The 19,331-nt window shown below is 66.4% G+C and carries 12 protein-coding genes; 2 read left to right on the top strand and 10 right to left on the bottom strand.

The features are described from left to right. Positions 1-95 precede the first annotated feature (95 nt). Positions 96-2,561, bottom strand: coding sequence for a GH92 family glycosyl hydrolase (locus tag VN11_RS09830; RefSeq protein WP_053449611.1), 2,466 nt, complete (start codon positions 2,559-2,561; stop codon positions 96-98). A gap of 1,163 nt (positions 2,562-3,724) precedes the next feature. Here VN11_RS09830 and VN11_RS09825 point away from each other — a divergent pair. Continuing rightward, a complete protein-coding gene (locus tag VN11_RS09825) occupies positions 3,725-6,868 on the top strand; it encodes a TonB-dependent receptor (protein WP_053449610.1) in 3,144 nt (1,047 codons plus the stop codon). A 185-nt stretch (positions 6,869-7,053) separates the two neighbouring features. Continuing rightward, positions 7,054-7,248 carry a heavy-metal-associated domain-containing protein gene (locus tag VN11_RS09820; protein WP_053449609.1) on the top strand — a complete coding sequence of 65 codons (195 nt, stop codon included), beginning with the start codon at positions 7,054-7,056 and terminating at the stop codon, positions 7,246-7,248. A 79-nt stretch (positions 7,249-7,327) separates the two neighbouring features. Here the strand turns inward: VN11_RS09820 and cueR are convergent, their stop codons facing one another. The 9 genes from cueR to VN11_RS09775 all read right to left on the bottom strand — a co-directional run bounded on the left by cueR (position 7,328) and on the right by VN11_RS09775 (position 19,255). Then, positions 7,328-7,783 (bottom strand): Cu(I)-responsive transcriptional regulator, encoded by a 456-nt coding sequence (gene cueR / locus VN11_RS09815; RefSeq protein ID WP_053449608.1) that lies wholly within the window; start codon positions 7,781-7,783, stop codon positions 7,328-7,330. A gap of 13 nt (positions 7,784-7,796) precedes the next feature. Next, entirely contained in the window at positions 7,797-10,298 is a 2,502-nt protein-coding gene (locus VN11_RS09810) for a heavy metal translocating P-type ATPase (protein WP_053449607.1), read from the bottom strand. A 151-nt stretch (positions 10,299-10,449) separates the two neighbouring features. Further along, positions 10,450-13,407, bottom strand: a complete 2,958-nt coding sequence (locus VN11_RS09805; RefSeq protein WP_053449606.1) for a TonB-dependent receptor plug domain-containing protein — start codon at positions 13,405-13,407, stop codon at positions 10,450-10,452. Between the two features lie 297 nt (positions 13,408-13,704). Continuing rightward, positions 13,705-14,247 carry a hypothetical protein gene (locus VN11_RS09800; protein WP_053451294.1) on the bottom strand — a complete coding sequence of 181 codons (543 nt, stop codon included), beginning with the start codon at positions 14,245-14,247 and terminating at the stop codon, positions 13,705-13,707. Positions 14,248-14,460: 213 nt separating this feature from the next. Then, the gene (locus VN11_RS09795; RefSeq protein ID WP_053449605.1) at positions 14,461-15,192 is read right to left on the bottom strand and encodes a copper homeostasis protein CutC; all 732 of its coding nucleotides are present in this window, start codon (positions 15,190-15,192) and stop codon (positions 14,461-14,463) included. Next, a complete protein-coding gene (locus tag VN11_RS09790; RefSeq protein ID WP_053449604.1) occupies positions 15,189-16,187 on the bottom strand; it encodes a N(4)-(beta-N-acetylglucosaminyl)-L-asparaginase in 999 nt (332 codons plus the stop codon). Before VN11_RS09790 ends, VN11_RS09795 begins: the two co-directional genes overlap by 4 nt. 51 nt (positions 16,188-16,238) lie before the next feature. Continuing rightward, a complete protein-coding gene (locus VN11_RS09785; RefSeq protein ID WP_053449603.1) occupies positions 16,239-17,261 on the bottom strand; it encodes a glucokinase in 1,023 nt (340 codons plus the stop codon). 84 nt (positions 17,262-17,345) lie between these two features. After that, positions 17,346-17,630, bottom strand: coding sequence for a hypothetical protein (locus tag VN11_RS09780; RefSeq protein ID WP_006436871.1), 285 nt, complete (start codon positions 17,628-17,630; stop codon positions 17,346-17,348). Between the two features lie 35 nt (positions 17,631-17,665). Beyond that, positions 17,666-19,255, bottom strand: coding sequence for a calcineurin-like phosphoesterase C-terminal domain-containing protein (locus tag VN11_RS09775; protein ID WP_053449602.1), 1,590 nt, complete (start codon positions 19,253-19,255; stop codon positions 17,666-17,668). Positions 19,256-19,331 lie beyond the last annotated feature (76 nt).

Here is a 19,331-nt window from a genome sequence, read left to right as displayed (position 1 = left end):
GTCTTCCCGGACTCCGCTGGAGGCTCAAGCCTAATGGATCAGGGCCGTGTCGTGCCGTGCCGTTCGCTGGGTCACCGCGAACGGCACAGTCCGGCTCAGCGCAGCTGGCTGCCCGGTGCCGCGCACCAGGACACCGGCAGGTCCTTCACCGCCGTGCCCCAGCCCTGCTCCGGCGCCTTCGCGTCCAGCGCGAACTGCAGGCGCGGGCCCTGCTGCAGGCGGTTCCAGTCCAGCCATACCGGCGCATGCGCCTGGCCATCGACCTTCACGCCCTGCACGTACTGCAGGCGCCGGCCATCTGCGCCGGGCGCGTCGATGCGCAGGGTACGGCCATTGCCCATATCCACTTCCACCTTGCTGAAGCGCGGGGTGTGCAGCAGGAACTGGCCGCTGCCCGGCACCGCCGGGTACACGCCGATGGCACTGAACAGGTACCAGGCCGACATCGTGCCCAGGTCATCGTTGCCGGTCACGCCGTTCGGCGCATTGGTGAACAACTGCTGCGCGGCACGCACCACCGCAGCGGTCTTCCACGGTTGGCCGATCAGCGTGTACAGCCACGGCGAGTGCAGGTCCGGCTCGTTGTTCGGGTTGTAACGGAACTGGTTGTAGTAGCTGTACGGCCCTACCACCCACTCCTTGCGGGCGGCGTTGAGCGGGTCGGCCTGCAGCGCATCCATCGCGAAGAACGCGTCGAGGCGGCGGCCGGCCTGCTCGCGGCCGTCCATCGCTTCGACCAGGCCCGGCACGTCCTGCTGCGCCAGCCACTGGTACTGCCATGCCGTACCTTCATGGAAGCCGTGGTGCGAACGCGGGCTGTAGTGGCCATCAGCCGGCGTGTACCACTGGCCATCCTCGGTGCGCGGGCGCGGGAAGCCGGTGAAACCGGTCTCGGCATCACGCACCTGCGGGTCCCACACCTTGCGCCAGTTGCGGCCGCGCTCACGCAGCGTCGCCGCATCCTGCGCATGGCCGAGGCCATCGGCCATCTGCGAAAGCGCACAGTCGGCCAGCGCGTACTCCAGCGTTGCCGAACCGCCGTGATGCGGATCAACGTCCATTCCCTTGGACGGGAACGCACGGTCGTAGACCACGTAGCCCTTGTCCAGGTAGGTCGGGTTGCCGGAACGGCCGGCCATGCGCGAGTTCAGCGGCGGCGTACCGAAGGCGTTGCGGCGCAGCGCATCCCACGCCTGCGATTCACGGCCCTTGAGCGCGCCGAAGCGCCACAGGTCGACCATGAACGGCGTGACCGGATCGCCGGTCATGATGTTGGTCTCGAAGTTGGCATAGCCCCAGCGCGGCAGCCAGCCACCCTGCTCATCGATCGCCAGCAAGGTGCGGCCGATATCGCGTGCCACGTCCGGGCGGGTCAGTGCCAGCCACTGGTTCTGCGCACGGTAGGTATCCCACAGCGAGAAGTACTCGTAGTAGGTCCAGCCGTCTGCGTGATGGATGCCATCGTCATAGCCACGGTAGCGGCCGTCGGCATCGTTGCCGGTCATCGGCTGCAGCAGCGCGTGATAGACCGCGCTGTAGAACACCGCGCGGTCGTCGGCATTGCCGCCCTGCACGCGCACCCGTCCCAGCTGCTCGCGCCACGCCTGCTGCGACAGCGCGCGCATGCGGTCGAAACCGAGCAGCGCCCCACCCTGCATGCCGTCGGCGCGCAGGTTGATGCGCGCGCCCTCGGCGTCCACGTGCGAGATCGCACTGACTGCGGTCACCGACTGGCCCTTGGCCAGGTCGAAGCTGAGCCAGGCACCATTCGGCTTCTGCTCGCCTTCCATGCTGTGGCGCGCACCCGGCAGGCCACCGCCCTCGCCCCAGGTGCCATGCGCCTTGAACGGGCGATCGAACTCGATGCGGAACCATGTGGTGTACTGATGGCCACCACAGAAGCTCTTGGTGACCAGCTTGCCCTCGACCACGCGGTCGCCCACCACATCAACCACGCTGCCGATCACCGAATGGCGCTCGTTGGCCTGGCCGACATTGACCAGCACGTGGCCCTCGCCCTGGCGCTGGCTGAAGGTATAGCGTTCGGCGGCGGCGCGGGTGCGCGCGGTGGTCTCGGCATCGATGCCGCCGTAGCTGGTCAGGCGCACCTTGTAGTAGCCGGCCTGGCCGATCTCACCATCATGGCTGTAGGACGCGGCGTAGGCCTTGTGGTCGAACTGCTTGGGGTTGGCGGTATCGAAATCGCCACCGGGGCCGATCGAGCCGGTCACCGGCAGCACCGACACCTGGCCGCCCTGTTCCCAGCAGCCGGCGCCGGAGATGAACGAATGGCCGAAGCCGCGGATCTTGTCATCGTCATAGCGCCAGCCCGAATAATGACTGCCGATCGGGCTGACCTGGATCAGGCCGAACGGTGCCGACGCGCCCGGGAAGGTGTTGCCGTCGTCCTTGCTGCCGATGAAGGTATTGACCTCACGCTCCAGCGCCGCCGGCGCGGCCTGCAGCAGCATCGGCGTGGCCGACAGGGCGAGCAGGCAGGCCAGGCGCACCAGCGGGCGCGAAGACGATGGGACGGCGGGAGCGGACGGCACTGGACGCATGTCGGGTTCCTGTAGTCGATGACACGGAGGCAGACGGTGCGGGCCGTCCAGCGCCGTTCCACCGAGCTCCGCCTTTGACCGGCAGACAGCTTCCCCTGGAATGACGCGCGACCCGTTGAACCGTGGATTTAGATCGATTCAAGTAGAGCATGCCGATTCCGCCGAATGCATTCTGCGCCGCAGCATGAGGGGGGTGTTTGGCAGGGCTGCGCCCTGCACCTGCTGGTAGTGCCGGCCGCTGGCCGGCAACCTCAACGGCAACGGCCGAAGCAACAGCGACAGCAGGCTGACCGTGGGTAGGCGGGGTGGGTCCGGTTGCGGGGGACGCCGTAAACCCATCCATGGGGGCTTGGCCGCGGCATCCATGCCGCGGACACCCCCGCAACCGGACCCACCCCGCCTTCGACGGATTCTCGCGATCTGCAGTAGATCCTCGCCGTGCGTGGATGAATCTCTGTCAGATAACGAAATCAATCGGGGTCAGAGCCGTTTTCCAAAGGAAAACGGCTCTGACCCCATGACCCCACGTGATTCCACGCTCCATCCAGCCGTCACCGGGAAACTGTCAAAGGTGGGGCGGTGTGGGCTGGCAGGACCGTTGGCGCCATGGATGGCGCCATCGAGCCCCCATGGGTGAGGGCGCTTTGCTTGCGAAGCACTGCTTCGCAAGCGCCCGAACGCACAGCCGCCAGCGGCTGGGCCGGACCCCGGAGGGGGGTTTACGGCGTGTCCTGCCAGCCCACACCGCCCCGCCAAACCATCGGAAAACCAGAGCCGCTTTGGCTTTGGCCCTTGCTTTGGGTTTGGCCGTTGCCCTGGCTCATAGCAGGTGCAGGGCGCAGCCCTGCCGACCCACCCTCCCCTGCGCACGAAAACGTTTCCACTGTTTTCAGCAAACCGTCATCCCTTCGCCACGCCAGTACCATATTGCGCAGCAGCATGCGCCCGCGGGCGACCCATGCTAAAAAACGCCCGCCCATCGCTTAGATCGATCCAAGACGACATTGCGATGGCCGGGAGTTGGGGAAGCAGTCACAGGACGTACCAGGCCATGCGCACGGTGCTACTGCCACTGCATGGCGATAGCGACAATGTCACTTCAAATTAGATCGATTCAAGTTGTCCGTGCCACGTCACCGGATCAATCCAGGAGAGAGGGAGAGATGGGAATGAAGCATTCAACACGCACGCACGGCCAGGACGCATTGTCACTGGCCATCGCGCTGGCCCTGGCCGCCGCCGTCGTTCCGGCCGGCGCCGCCGCGCAGCAGGCCGCTTCCACCGGCTCGCAGGACGCCACCAATCTGGACAGCGTCCAGGTCACCGGCTACCGCTACGCCATCGAGAAGAGCCTCGAACAGAAACGCGACGCCAACGCCGTGGTCGAAGTGATCACCGCCGAGGACGTCGGCAAGTTCCCCGACAAGAACGTCGCCGACGCACTACAGCGCGTGCCCGGCGTGATCATCACCCGCAGCGGCGGTGAAGGTAAGAACGTCAGCGTGCGTGGCCTCGCCTCGGATCTGACCCTGACCCAGTTGAACGGCAACTACGTCGCCACCTCGGAAACCAACGACGAAGCATCGCGTTCGTTCAACTACACCCTGCTGCCCTCGAACATGCTGTCGGCGGCGGAGCTGTACAAGACCCCGGAAGCACGCATCGACGAAGGCGGCATCGGTGGTACCGTCATCCTGCGTACCCGCCGCCCGCTGGACATGAAGGCCAACTCGGGTTTTGCCTCGATGGAAGGCACCTCGTCCGACACCAGCAGCGGTGTCGACCCGCAGGCGTCGGCGATGTACTCCTGGCACAGCGAGGATGAGCGTTTCGGCCTGCTGATCGGTGCGACCAAGCAGGTCCGCACCAACCGCAGCATGGAAGTCAGCACTGAAGACTGGCAGTGGTACAGCGACCGTGTGGACGCCAACGGCGCCGTCATCCATGACTATGTCTGGAACGCTCCCGGCCGCACCCGCAATCCGGCCGTGGACGTCCATGGCAACGCGCTGCCGGACGCCTCGCAGTTCTGGGGCCGCTCGGGCATCTACAACCAGAACGGCGGCCATTACTCCGGCTTCTTCATGCCGACCTCGGTCAACTTCGCCGTGCGTGATGAGCGCCGCGAGCGTACCGGCGGGCAGCTGACGTTCCAGTTCAAGCCGCTCGACAATGTCACGATGACGGCCAACTACTTCCGGTTCGAGCTGCAGGGTGACTACACCCAGAACATGCTGAAGGTTCCGGAATGGAACCTGGCTCGCGTGGCCGGCGACGGCAACTGGGAAGGTGGCCGCATGCTCAACGGCTTCACCATGGACCCGAGTGGCACCATCGTGACCGGCGCTCAGTACCAGATGCAGCCGGGCCGCAACTACATCTGCAGCGAAGACCAGGCAAAGGCCGCCGGTCTGCCACCGGGTGGCTGGGGTCCGGATGACTGCACCATCCCCACCCCGCAGCTGACCGGCACCTACAGCAAGGAAAAGGCGCTGTCGCAGACCGCCGACCTGACCATCGATTGGGACATCAGCCCGCTGTGGAAGGCCAGCTTTGCCGGTGGCCGGACCTGGTCGGAAGGCGGCCCGTCGATGAACTTCCGCATGTCGGCCAAACCGCGCCGCCAGGTCGATGGCCAGTGGCAGGCAGGCAACACCGCCACCTCCTGGGACCTGGCCGGCACGCCGTCGGTGAACTTCTCGCCCGACCTGCAGCAACAGCTGATGGCCGGCATTGCCGAAGTGGACACCGGCTCCACCGACTCGTCGTGGAAGCGCACCGAGGTCAAGCAGAACCACTTCCAGGCCGATGTCACCAAGCTGTTCGAAGCCGGTTGGCTGGATTCAATCCAGTTCGGGGCCAAGTACAGCGACGGCAAGGTCCATCGCAACACTGGCAACACCTACTGGGTCTGCCAGGGCGCGGACCCGAGCGACTACAGCAAGCGCTACCAGGCCGGTTGTGATTCCACCGCGGGCATCGCACAGCCGGGCTTCTTCCTGTCGCAGCCGATGGGCAATATCGCCGGTGCGTTCAATGCCAATGTGTTCCCGGGCATCAACTACCCGGCCTACATCGATTATCTGAACAACCGCTACGGCGGCGTGCAGAACCGCACCGAGGACGACTTCGTCTACGACGTGCAGGAAAAAGTGTACTCGGGCTACTTCCAGGCGAACTTCCGCACCGAGCGCCTGCGCGGCAACATCGGCGTGCGCGTCGCACGGACCAAGCAGCATGCCGCCTCCAGCGATTCGGTCGAGCGCTTCAACGACTATTTCGCTGACAACGCGGCCGGTTCGCCGCTGGCGTGCACCGATCCCTCGGCGGCCGCGCTGCTCGGCTCGAACGCTGGCTATGGTTGCGAAAGCGGCTTCGTGCGCCTGCCCGACAGCATGGCCCGGGTGAAGACCTACGAGCTGGCATCCCTGGACAAGACCTATACCGACTTCCTGCCGAGCTTCAACATCGCCTGGGACATCACCGATTCGCTGGTGCTGCGCGGTGCAGCGTCGAAGGTCATCGCCCGCCCCAGCTACACCAACATCGCCTATCCAGGCGGCCTGAGCTACTACTCGGATGAGTACAGCAATGATCGTCGCGTTGCTGGCGGCGCCGTCAACCCGGGCTGGTATGGTTCGGGGAGCAACAAGGAACTGGAACCGTTCAAGGCGACCCAGTACGACCTGAGCCTGGAGTGGTACTTCAAGCCGGGCGCCGTCGCCGGTATCGGCGTGTTCCGCAAGGACGTCAAGAACTTCACCGTGCCGGTGGTACGCGACCAGCAGATGAACGTCGGCGGCCAGAGCGTGACCGTGCAGAAGTACGAGACCCAGGCCAACGGCCGCGATGGCGTGTCGCAGGGCGTGGAAATCTACGGCCAGTACACCCTCGACTTCGGCCTCGGCTTCCAGGCCAACTACACCTACAACGACACCAACCTGGCGTCGGTAGAGATCAACGGCGAACAGATCGGTTCTTCGCCGCTGGTAGGCAGTGCCAAGAACCAGGCCAACTTCACCATGTTCTACGAGAACGAGAAGTTCCTGGCGCGTGCCTCGTACAACCGCCGTGGCGTGGTGGTCGGTGGCCTCAACAATGGCTTCAGCTCGTACTCCGAGCCGTACGACCAGCTGGATCTGAATGCCGCGTACAACATCCGCGAGGATCTGGCGCTGACCGCGTCGGTACTCAACGTCACCAAGTCCGAGCAGCGTGTGCATCTGGGCAACGATACCAAGGCCCGCCTGCTGTCGAACACCTACTCCGGCCGCCAGTACTACGTCGGCCTGACCTGGAAGTTCTAAGCCAACACCGGGTTGCCCGGGGCCCGCTCCGGCGCAATCCACACCCCGCTCCGGCGGGGACGTTCCTCCACGGCAGCCGCGCTGGTACAGGTGGCTGCCGTTTTTACTTCAGCCCAGCGCTTGACCCTGCCATCGTTGGAAGGTGCACACTGGCTCCACACCCAAGAGCACCGAAGGAGCTACAGATGGAATTCCATGTCGACGGCATGACCTGCGGCGGCTGCGCACGCAGCGTGACCCGCGCCATCCAGCAGATCGATCCGAATGCCAGCGTGGTCGCCGATCCGCCGACCGGCCTGGTCAAGGTGCAGACCACCGCATCGCAGGAGCAGGTCTTCGCCGCAGTGAACGATGCCGGTTTCCCGCCGCGTACTCCCTGACCTGCCGCCCTGCCCCGCAACACCAGGCCCGCCGGGTGCAACTGCACCCGGCGGGCTTTTTCATGCATGAGGTGTGGGTTCAATGCTTGTGCGCGCGCCGCCGCATCGCGCCGGTCTTCGCTGCATCGACCGGCACCGGCAACTCATCGCCGTCACCCAGCCGCTGCAGGATCGGGCACTCCGGGCGCTCGTCACCCGCGCAGCAGCTGATCAGCGACTTCAGCGTGTCGGCCATCTGCCGCATGCTTTCGATACGCTGTTCCAGGTCGGCAATGTGCTGCTCGGCCAGGCGCTTGACGTCGGCACTGTGCCGCGAGGTGTCGTTCCACAGGCCCAGCAGGTCGGTGATCTCGGCCACCTGGAAGCCAAGATCGCGGGCGCGGCGGATGAAACGCAGGCGGTGGATGTCCGCCTGCGAATATGCGCGATAGCCCGACTCGGTGCGATCGGCCGCGGGAATCAGCCCGATCTGCTCGTAGTAGCGGATCATCTTCGCCGAAACACTGGAGGCCTTGGCAGCTTGACCGATGTTCATGCGGTTCTCTCCTTCAATGGGTCGCGGCGGGGGCGTCCGCCATCGGCGCCTGGAAGCGGCGCAGGCGCAGCGCGTTGCCCAGCACGAACACGCTGGACAAGGCCATGGCACCGGCCGCGAACACCGGCGACAGCAGCACGCCCCAGACCGGGTACAGCACACCTGCCGCGACCGGGATCAGCGCGGTGTTGTAGGCGAAGGCCCAGAACAGGTTCTGCCGGATGTTGCCCAGCGTTGCCTTCGACAGCGCAATGGCATTCGGCACGCCCTGCAGGTTGCCCGACATCAGCACCACATCGGCCGACTCCACCGCGATGTCGGTGCCGGTACCGATCGCCAGGCCGACATCGGCCTCGGCCAGCGCCGGTGCATCGTTGATGCCGTCGCCGACGAAGGCGACGTGCCCATGCGTGGCCTTGAGCCGGCGCACCGCTTCGACCTTGCCTTCCGGCAGCACCTCGGCCACCACCTCATCAATGCCCAGCTGGCGTGCGATCGCCTGCGCGGTACCGGCGTTGTCGCCGGTGATCATCGCCACCTTCAGGCCCAGCTGGTGCAGCGCCGCGATTGCGGCCGGCGTGCTCGGCTTGATCGGGTCGGATACCGCGATGATCGCGGCCAGGCGGCCGTCGACAGCGGCAAACAGCGGCGACTTGCCCTGCGTGCCGAGTTCCGCCGCCAGCGTCGAGAATGCGGTGATGTCCACGCCAAGATCGCGCATGAAGCGATCAGCACCGACCTCAACCCGGGCGCCATCGACACGGGCGCGCACGCCCATGCCGGTGACCGATTCGAAGTCGAGCATGGCCGGCAGCGCGATGCCCTGCCCGGTTGCCGCATCAACAATGGCACGGGCAATCGGGTGCTCCGAACGTGACTCCACTGCCGCCACCGCTGCCAGCACCGTGCTGCGATCGAAACCGTCGGCGGTCTCGAGGTCGGTCAGGCGTGGACGCCCTTCGGTCAGCGTGCCGGTCTTGTCCACCGCCACCACCTGCGCATCCTTCAGCAATTGCAGTGCTTCACCCTTGCGGAACAGCACGCCCATCTCGGCGCCACGACCGGTACCGACCATGATCGACGTCGGCGTGGCCAGCCCCATCGCGCAGGGGCAGGCGATGATCAGTACCGCCACGGCATTGACCAGCGCGAAACTCAGCGCCGGCGACGGGCCGAAGATCAACCAGACCAGGAAGGTCGCCAGTGCGGCCAGCATCACTGCCGGCACGAACCACAGCGTGACCTTGTCGACCACCGCCTGGATCGGCAGCTTCGAGCCCTGCGCCTGCTCGACCATGCGGATGATCTGCGCCAGCATGGTCTGCGCGCCTACCGCCGTGGCCCGCACGGTCAGCGCCCCCTTCTGGTTGACGGTGCCGCCGACCACGCTGCTGCCCGGCTGCTTCTCTACCGGAATCGGCTCGCCGCTGATCATCGACTCGTCGATATAGCTGCGGCCCTCGACCACCTCGCCATCGACCGGCACGCGCTCGCCCGGACGCACCTCCACCACATCGCCGCTCAGCACTTCATTGACCGGGATATCGACCGTGCGGCCGTCACGGATCACATGCGCGACCTTGGCCTGCAGGTTGACCAGGCGCTTGATCGCCTCGGACGTGCGGCCCTTGGCGCGCGCCTCAAGGAAGCGGCCGAGCAGGATCAGCGCGACGATCACCGCCGCGGCTTCGTAGTAGACGTTCACCGTGCCCGCCGGCAACAGCCTCGGCGCGAAGGTCGCCACCACCGAGTAGCCGAATGCGGCAGCGGTGCCCACCGCCACCAGTGAGTTCATGTCCGGCGCAAGCCGCAGCAGTGCCGGGAAACCCTTCTGGTAGAAACGGCGGCCGGGAATGGCCAGCACCAGCAGGGTCAGTACGAACTGCAGGTACCAGCTGGCCTGCATGCCGAGGGTGGCCATCACCCAGCCGTGCATGCCGGGAATCAGGTGCGAGCCCATTTCCAGCACGAACACCGGCAGTGCCAGCGCGGCGGCCACGATCAGGTCGCGCTTCAGTTGCGCGCGCTCGGCATCCTTCTTTTCCGTCGCTTCGTCATCCGCTTGAACCCCAGCCTCGATGGCATGGGCGGCATAGCCGACCCTGTCGATGGCCGCCACCAGCGCGCCCACGTCGGCCACGCCACGCACCGTGGCGCGCTCGGTGGCCAGGTTCACGCTGGCTTCGCTGACGCCGGGCACCGCCCGCAGCGCGCGCTCGACACGACCGACGCAGGACGCGCAGGTCATGCCCTCCACCGCCAGCTCAAGGGTCGCAGCGGGTACGTCGTAGCCCACCCGCTCCACCGCCTGGATCAGCGCGGCGCGATCGACCGGACCGGACGCACGGATATCCGCACGTTCGGTGGCCAGGTTGACCGAGACGCTGCCCACGCCCTCGACCTTGGACAGTGCCGCTTCGACCCGGCCCACGCAGCTGGCGCAGGTCATGCCCTCGATGGGCAGGCTGATGGTGGGCAGGCTGGCGGGGGCTGCGGTGGCGCGGGGTGTACTCATGATCGGATTCCCATGGATTCCTTCTGGATGCGGACAGGCTAAACCTTGCCATCGTGGGAAGGTCAAATCCAGCCTGTCCGCATTTCCTGAATGGGCATCCAGGTGTCCGCATCCACGCATGGCGTGGATCTACTGACGATGGGTGGTCTCGTCAGAAGGTGAACACATACTCCAGTGCGAATTCGCGGCCGACCGCACCGAGCAGGCGGGTCGGGGCGAAGTCGTAGTCCAGCTTGTACGGGTCCTTGTGGTTCCAGCTGGCCGAATTGAACGCGTTGTTGACGTAGACATTGACCTTGGCGCGTTCGGTCACCTGGTAACCCACGTTGAAGTTCCAGGTGATGAACGGCCCGACCCGGCCGTAGTAGCGCGCGGTCTGCTGGCCGGCGTTCGGGTTCGGATTGGGCGAGCCGTCCGGTCGGGTCGCCGGCTCCAGGCAGTTCAGCGACGGACTGTCACTGGGCACGTAACCATCGGCGAACGGCAGGCAGCCGCCGGGGTTGTCCAGGCGGTCGGTACCCCAGTGGTAGCGCACGCCCGGCACCGAGCCGATGCGGTCGGCATAGACATTGGCGTTCCAGTTGCCACGCTGCCAGGCCAGGCTTGCGCGCAGCTTGCTGCGCAGGTCGCGGTCGCGGCGTTCCGGGTTCGGGTCGGCGGCGTAGCGCTGTTCCTTGGTCGAGATCTGGTTGGTGTAGTTCACGCCCAGCTGGAAGCTGCCCCACTGCGCGGTCTCCAGGCGGTAGCGCGCGGTCAGGTCGATGCCGCGTACCTCGCGGCTGGCCAGGTTGAACGGGCCACGCTCGATCGACACCAGGCGTCCGTTGCTGTCACGGTTCACGCGCGCCAGGATGCCCGCGCAGTACTCGCCGCCGGCCGGATTGGCCCACGGCGTGCCGTCCATGTTCTTGCCGGTCAGGCAGCCGGCCTCGCTGGCCAGCACTTCGTCGGCACCGACGTCGACGATCATGTCTTCCAGCTTGATCGCCCAGTAATCGGCGCTGACCGACAGGTTCGGCATCACGTCCCAGACGAAGCCGACCGTCCACGAATCACCGGTTTCCGAGCGCAGCAGCGGCGTGCCGCGCCGGTTCACATCGAACGTGTACCAGACGTCGGTGTTGCCCACGCCGCAGTTGTTGACCAGGTAAGCACCGCTCTGGATGCAGCGCAGGCGGTCATAGGTCTGCACTTCGGAACTGCTCGGCTGGCCCAGCAGGTAGTGCATGTCCGGCGCGTGGAAACTGGTGGCATACGAGCCTCGCACCAGCAGCGATTCGACCGGGCGCCATTCCAGCCCGACGTTCCAGGTGGTTTCCTTCTGGCTGCCGATGTTCAGGGCCTCGGCGCTGTCGTCGGCCTTGTAGCTGCCATAGCGGTCATAGCGCGCCGCCGCGGTGGCGATCACGCTGTCCAGCAGCGGGATCTTGAACTCGATGCCGGCTGAGTAGCGCGTGCGCTCGCCGCCACCGCGGTCGACGTTCTGCAGGTCGAAGTCGATGCCGGCGCGTGGATCAGGACTGAGGTGATAACCCTGCTGCGCCACTTCGGCCACGGCGGCGAACGAAATCGGGCCGGCCCAGCCCTGGAACAGTTCACCGGTGATGTCCGCCGACGCCTGGTTGACCCAGGAGCTCGCGCGATTCTTCGCCACCGTCCCCATCTGCCAGTACTGCTCCGGCGTCAGCGGGTTCCACCAGCGTGACTCGTTCAACGCATAGATCGCTTCACCCCCGGCGGTGGTGCCCAGCCGTGGGCCGAGGAAGTAGTCGTAGGACTTCTGCTTGTCCACCACGTTCTGCCGCTCTTCCACGCGGTAGTACGAGCGCCCCACCGTCGCACTCCAGTCGAAGCGATCGGCCAGGCGACCACGCAGGCCCGCGCTCCAATCCCAGGACAGTTCGCGGTTGGTGTTGCGCAGCGTGTCCAGGCCGCCCACTTCGTTCGGAGTGAACTGGCGCACGCCGAGGATCGGGCGGTTGCGGTTCGCATCCCAGTAGTAGCCATTGTCATCGTCGATCAGCGACACGCCGGGCGGGTTGGTGCCCCAGATGGCTTCGGAGTGATACACCGCCAGGTTGGTCCACGCCTGCAGGTCATTGCTGAAATCGAAGGTGGCGTACAGGTTGCCAGAGACGTTCTCGACGCCGCCGGTCAACAGCCAGTTGGCGTAGTCGGCGCTCATACCGCACAGGCGGCCGGTGTTGGTGATGGTGTTGGCGGCGTAGTTGTAGACCAGGCGATCGGCGGTGTAGTACTCGCCGTTGAACTTCTCGCAGGTGCCTGCCGGCGGCGCCAGGCGCTGGCCGGTGGTGGGATCGATCAGCGCCAGGCCGGCGGTGGGTCGGAAGCCGACCTTGCGCTGTTCCATGTTCCAGGAGGGATACGGCGCGTCGTCGGCATCGTCCATCTGCGGGCGATCGCGGCCGAACAACGGATCGCGCTTGGTGTACTGCAGCGCGTAGGTCACGCTCCAGGTGTCGCCGGTCTTGCCGCCGGCCCAGGACAGGTCCCAGGTATCGCGGCCGCCTTCAGTGGAAGTACCGCCGCGCACGCGTACTTCGTCGCCGTCATAGTTGGTTTTCAGGATGACGTTGACCACGCCGGCGATCGCGTCCGAGCCATAGATGGCCGAGGCACCGCCCGTCAGCACCTCGATGCGCTCTACCGCCGCAGCCGGGATGTTGCCGTAGTTGGAGAAGTTGGTTTCACCGCCATAGGGCAGCGGGTAGTCGGCCACGCGACGGCCGTTGACCAGCAGCAGCGAGCGGTTCGGGCCCATCCCGCGCAGGTTCAGGCCGCTGGCATTGGGCGTATGCGAGCCCCACTGCGACGCCGCTTCGACGGTACCGGTTGCTTCGGTGAGGGTCTTCAGCGCGTCGTACACGCTGACAAAGCCCTCCTTCTGGATCTGCGCGGCGGTGATCACGTTGACCGGCGCCGGGCCTTCGACGCTGGCGCGCTTGATGCGCGAGCCGGTAACGGTGACCGCATCGAGATCCTTGGTGGACGAACTGGAACTTTCCTGCGCGCTGGCCGCCAGGGGCAACAGGGCCAGGACCAGAGCCTGGGACAGCAGGTGACGGCGCTTGCGGACGGACTGAGCCATGGGTGGTTGCTCTTCGAAGGTGTGGACGCACGGACGGGTGGTGGCGCGGCACTACGGCTGATCCGGGCGCCTGGATCGGTCCAGGACCGATGCGGCACCCTCCCCTGTGGATCGATCCAAACTAAAGCACAGCTGAACCGCATCCGGCATGCGGCGACGCAGCAACAGGCCGCGGATTGCCGCTACCGGCCGCCGTTGGCCATGACAATCAAATAGTTGTCAGACAATGCTGAGAGAACGGCCCACGGATCGATGACACGATCGCGACAACCGCGCGCGGAACGGTTTTGTCCGCCCTCAGCGGCTTCCCTCGCCCGATTGAGCCGGGACAATACGGCCATTGCGAAGCACATAGCGGCTTGAGGCCTTTCCGTCGGGCCCGCCAGCCCACCACTTGATGGTGAACCCGTTGTTCTGCCAGACCACGGAGGAAAAGTCGGACTCACTGCCGGGTCGCCCTGAATTCTGGCTATCCAGAGACAACGCCTCAAGGCAACTACTGATCAGTATCCTGCCCCGCTCGACAGGCGTGGGCGGGATCAGTTCGTAGACGAAGAGATGAATCTCGTGCCCCGCACCGCAACGGCCCATCGGGTTATCGGCGTTTGAATCGAATACCTGGTACACCGCCCGAAAGCGCTGGATTCCAACCGGATGTATGCGCGTGTCGACGAACGCACCTTTCGCAGCGGGAGTCAGCGTCACCCCGTCCACGACAGCGTCGATGCGGTTTCCCTCGGGACCGGCAGCCCTCCAGATCAATACGGGTGACTGCCCCTCTTCCGCAGCTGTTACGGCGGCGGGCAGCAAACACAGAAACAGCAAGAGCAGTCGAGGCATGCAGAAGGAGAATCGTTGCCACCAAGCGTTGGGCCCACTGTCGGCACTCCCAACCAGATCGTCCATCCCAAAGTACGGATGCCCCTGCATTCCGCTGTTTGGCGGACGGCCTGGCCATCCGCACGCGTCAAAAGCGTCACTTTTCGGCAACGCGTGCGTATCCGGGTGGGGTCAGAGCCCTGCTGCGAAGGGATCCGACCCCGGGGCTTGCGATCAGCCGTCCAGCGCTTGCCGTAGTGCCGCCACGGTCGCGGTGGCGGTCTGGCTCCAGTCCGGGTCCAGGCCGCGCAGCGCCGGATTATGGAACTGCATGGCCGAGCGTCGCAGGCCCTTGGCTGAAGCATGCAGTTCGGTACAGCCGCTGCGTCGCGCGACGCCCGCGATGTTGCCCGGGGCCAGCCCCGCGCCGGCCATCACCGTGATACGGCCAGCGGCCTGCGTGACCAGGCCCGCCAGCACCTCAGCCCCGGCCTCGGCGCTGACCTGGCCACCCGAGGTCAGCACCCGCTGGCAGCCCAGACCTATCACCTGCTCCAGCGCCGCCGGCAGATCGCGGGCTGCATCAAAAGCGCGATGGAAGGTCACCTGCAACGGCCCGGCGGCCTGCACCAGTTCACGGCACAACGGCAGGTCGATGCCACCCTGCACGTCCAGCGCACCAATCACTACGCCATCGCAGCCCAGCGCGCGGCACTGCGCGATGTCACGCAGCATCAGTTCGGTTTCCAGCGCGTCGTAATGGAAGTCGCCCGGGCGTGGCCGCACCAGCACGAACAATGGAATCGACAGGCGTTCGCGGGCAATCGCGATGCTGGCGAACGACGGCGTGGTGCCGCCCTCGGCCAGGTTGTCGAACAGCTCGATGCGGTCTGCGCCGCCGGCCTGGGCGGCCAACGCCGAAGCCAGCGAGTTGCTGGCGATCTCCAGGCTCAGTCGCGTGCTCATGCCTGGGTGCTCGTGTAGATCGATGGCGAATCGCGCAGGTCATCCTGGCGCTGCGCATCGCACACCGCGTAGACGAAGCCGCGGTGCAGTGCATAGGCACCCACCTCGCCCTGCTTGTTCATCGCCAGGAAGCACACCTGCAGCGTCCTGCTCGCTTCCGGGCGCTTGCGCACAACGCGGTCGATGGCTTCGCGGCAGGCCTGCGCCGGCGAGCGCCCCTGCCGCATCAGCTCGACCACCAGGAAAGAAGCGGCGTTGCGGATCATCTCCTCACCCACGCCCGACGCGGTGGCGGCGCCGACCTCGTTGTCGACGTACAGGCCGGCACCGATGATCGGACTGTCGCCGACCCGGCCGTGCAGCTTCCAGGCCATGCCACTGGTGGTGCAGGCACCGGCCAGGTGGCCCTTGGCATCCAGCGCGAGCATGCCGATGGTGTCGTGGTTGTCGCTGTTGCCGGGGATGCCCCGGCGCTCGGCATTGATCTGCGGCTGGTACTTCTCGGTCTTCAGCCATTCGCGCCAGGCGGCTTCGGCCTGCGGCGTCAGCAGATGTCTGCGCTCGAAACCCTGCTGCATCGCGAACTGCTGCGCGCCGTCGCCCACCAGCAGCACGTGCGGGCTGTTCTCCATCACTTTGCGCGCCACCGACACCGGATGCAGGATGTCCACCAGCGCGGCCACCGCACCGCAGCGGCCGTCACCGTCCATGATGCTGGCGTCCAGGCTCAGCACGCCGTCGCGATCCGGATTGCCGCAATGGCCGACGGTGGGGTTGCACAGCTCGCTCTCGGCCCAGCGTGCGCCCGCCTCGACGGCATCCAGCGCGCTGCCCCCCTGGGCCAGCACTTTCCATGCGGCCTGGTTGGCCGGCACGCCGAAGTTCCAGGTGGAAACCACCTTGGCCCCACCCTGCGTACGCGCCTGCACGCCCGGCAATGCCGCCATGCCTGCGGCCAGCGCACCGGCCTGCAGGAACTGCCTGCGATCCACCATATTCCCCTCCCAGTCTGCAATGCACGACCAGCCCGATGCCGGCCCTGCCGATCAGTCGTGCGTGGGCTGCCGTGCGGCGTGCCAGACCGCTGCACCGAGCACGCCCAGCTGGCCGTGCTCCACGCGCCATACCGGCACCTGGCGCAGCACCTCGCTCAGCACGCCCTTGTTGAGGAAGCGCGCGCGGAAGCGGCCATCGGCCAGGAAATCCTGCACATGCGCGGAAATGCCACCGGCCAGGTACACCGAGCGCGCGCCGACGGCGATCGCCGCGTCGCCGGCCAGGCTGCCCAACCAGGCACAGAACACCTGCAGGGTCTCCACCGCCAACGCATCCTCGCCACTGCGGGCGGCGCCGATCAGCGCCTCGGTGCTGGTCCACACCGGAGTGGCGCCGCGCAGTTCGCACAGGCACGGATACAGGTTCATCAGGCCACTGCCGGACAACACGCGTTCGTTGTCCACGTGCGGCCAGCGCTGCAGCAGTTTGCCCAGCACCTGCAGCTCCAGCGCGTTGCCCGCGCCGAGCGCGGCATGGCCGATCTCGCTGGCCAGCACCGGGCGTTCGCCATCGGCAAAGCGCAGTGCGGCACCGAGTCCGGTGCCGGCGCCCAGTACCAGTGCCGGGAACGCCTGCGCCGGATCGGCGTCGCCGTTCAAGGGCACCAGGGTATCGGCCTGCAGGTAAGGAATGGCCAGCGCCACCGCTTCGAAATCATTGATCAGCTGCAGTTCGTGCAGCCCCGACTGCGCGCGGCTGGCCGACAGCGACACCGTCCACGGCAGGTTGGAGTTGATCAGCACATCGCCATCGAGCAGGCCAGCAATGGCCACCACCGCGGTCTGCACCGGCTGACCAAGACCTGTGATGAAGTCGGCCAGGATCGCGGCCAGGCTTGGATACTCGGCGCAGGCATAGGTGCGATGGCTGCCCAGGCGCGGCGGCTGCCCGGCCAGCGTCTCGGCCAATGCCAGGCGAGCGAAGGTGCCGCCGACATCGGCGACAACGAGACGGCGCGGAAGACCGCCGCGGGCGGAGTCGGTGGAAACCGGGGACGCTGCTGCGATGGTCACGCGGGCCTGCTTGGATCGATTGAATCGCCCCGATTCTCAGGCATCGGGGCGGCTTTGCCTAGCACGCCGGTGGTTCAGGTTGGCCTACATGCCTTCCTGCTCGGCCACCTGCACACCATCCACCAGCACGCGCAGGCGCTGCGGGCGGAAACCGGCGAACAGCAGCGGCCGGGTACGTTCGACCAGCACTTCATGGCCGGCGATGTGGCGCAGCCACGACTGTACCAGCGAGAACGAGAAATGCGTGCCCGGGTGCCACGGATGCTGCACCCAGACCTTCTCGGTGGCGCTCTGCAGCAGCATCGCGCCGGTGAACCAGTGGCGGCTGAGGGTGACCGGCGTAGTGCCGGCCATGAAACGGATATCCATGCGGGTTCCTTTCGCTGGAGCGGCACTGCCGCGGGTCAGGGCTGGGCAGTCTGCAGGCTGTAGCTGGTGGTGGCCGTGAACACCGCACCGTCGGGCTGGGTGGAACGCACCTCGACCTTGTGGCTGCCCACGGACAGGTCGGTCGGCAGCGCGCCACGCCACAGGTGCGGCGACGCGGTGGCCTCCGGCGAGCGGTCATAGCCACGCAGCGTGACGGCCAGGTCGTCGGCAACGTTCTCCACCATCAGCCGCGGATCGGGCTGGCTGACCTGTTTCATCGGCTGCCAGGCGCCACCATCGACGCGGTACTCGACCACGCTGGTATCCTCACCCATGTAGACATTGGCGTAGATGCCCCACGCCGGGTAGGCGCCCTGGCGCAGTACCTTCGGTGCATGCAGGCCGATCTGCTCGCTGGCCGGCTTGCCGGCCACGCGGTACTGCAGGCGATAGCTGCCGTTGCCAGCGACGTCGAGCAGCGCGTAGCCCTTCGGCGTGCCATCGCTCATGGTGCTGTCCGGTACCCCGGCGGCATTCTTCACCCCCGACCAGAACGCACCGCAGTTGGCACCGACGTTGTATTCGTGCAGCGGCTTGTCGCCGTTCCAGCCCTCGGCCCTGCCGTGGTAGACGTGTTGCTGGGTGTGGCTGTGGCCGCTCAGCACCAGCACGTTGCGGAAGTCCTTGAGCAGGTCGAACAGGCGCTGGCGGTCGGCGTGACGGAACGTCTCGCGCCCCGGCGCAGCGTCGAATAGCGGGATGTGCATGCCCAGCACCAGCAGGCGGTCCTTGTGCAGGCCCTTCAGGTAGCTGGCAAGGAACGTGAACTGGTCTTCGCGCAGGCCGCCGACGTACTTCGGCTTGGCCTTGGGGTCATACACCACGTCGTCGAGGAACACGAAACTGGCGCCGCCCTCTTCCACCGCATAGGTGTCCGGGCCATAGACGTTGCGCCAGCTGTCCAGCGAATGCGCGTCGCTGGCCGCATCGAAGTCGAGATCGTGGTTGCCCGGCACATGGAACCACGGCACGCCCAGCGACGTGGTGACCTTGTTGATCGCCGGGTACAGGGCCAGGTCGTCGTTGACGATGTCGCCCAGCGTGGTGCCCATGCGCGCCTTGGTCTGGCCGACCAGCGGCGCCACGATCGACTGCTGGTAGTAGCCGATGTCCTTCAGGCTGGCAGTCTGCGAATCGGTGAACACCAGCATCTGGAAGCCACGGCGGCTGTCATGGCGGTCCGCCTGCAGGGCGAAATCCCAGTTGCGGGTGACGTCACTGGTGGCGGCGATGCCGCCGTACTTCAGCGCCGGCGAACCGTTCGGGCGATAGTGCCGCCAGAACGACGGCAGGCCGTCGGCCGCCTTCGGGAAGGCGTAGGCATCGGGCTTGATCACGAACACGGTCTGGCCATCGCGCACCGGCAGGCTGTAGCTGCCGTCGGCGGCGGTCTTGACGATGGTCTCGCCGTTGGAGACCTGCACCCCGGCCAGGCCCGGATCGGTCGCGCCCCGGCCCGGCTTGCCGTCGCGCTCCAGATAGACCTTGCCGCTGACCACGGTATCCGCGGCCCAGGCCGGCGAAGTCAGCAACAGGCAGCACAGCCAGGCGGCAGGCAGTTTCATGGGACGGTCCGGGAAAGAAGAAGACCCCCTATTGTAGAGCCGAGCCATGCTCGGCTGCATTGCAGAGGTGGGTGCG

Source organism: Stenotrophomonas maltophilia, assembly GCF_001274595.1.
GTDB lineage: Bacteria > Pseudomonadota > Gammaproteobacteria > Xanthomonadales > Xanthomonadaceae > Stenotrophomonas > Stenotrophomonas forensis.
The sequence above is the reverse complement of the archived record's forward strand: the minus strand, read 5'-3'. Positions and strand labels throughout refer to the sequence as shown.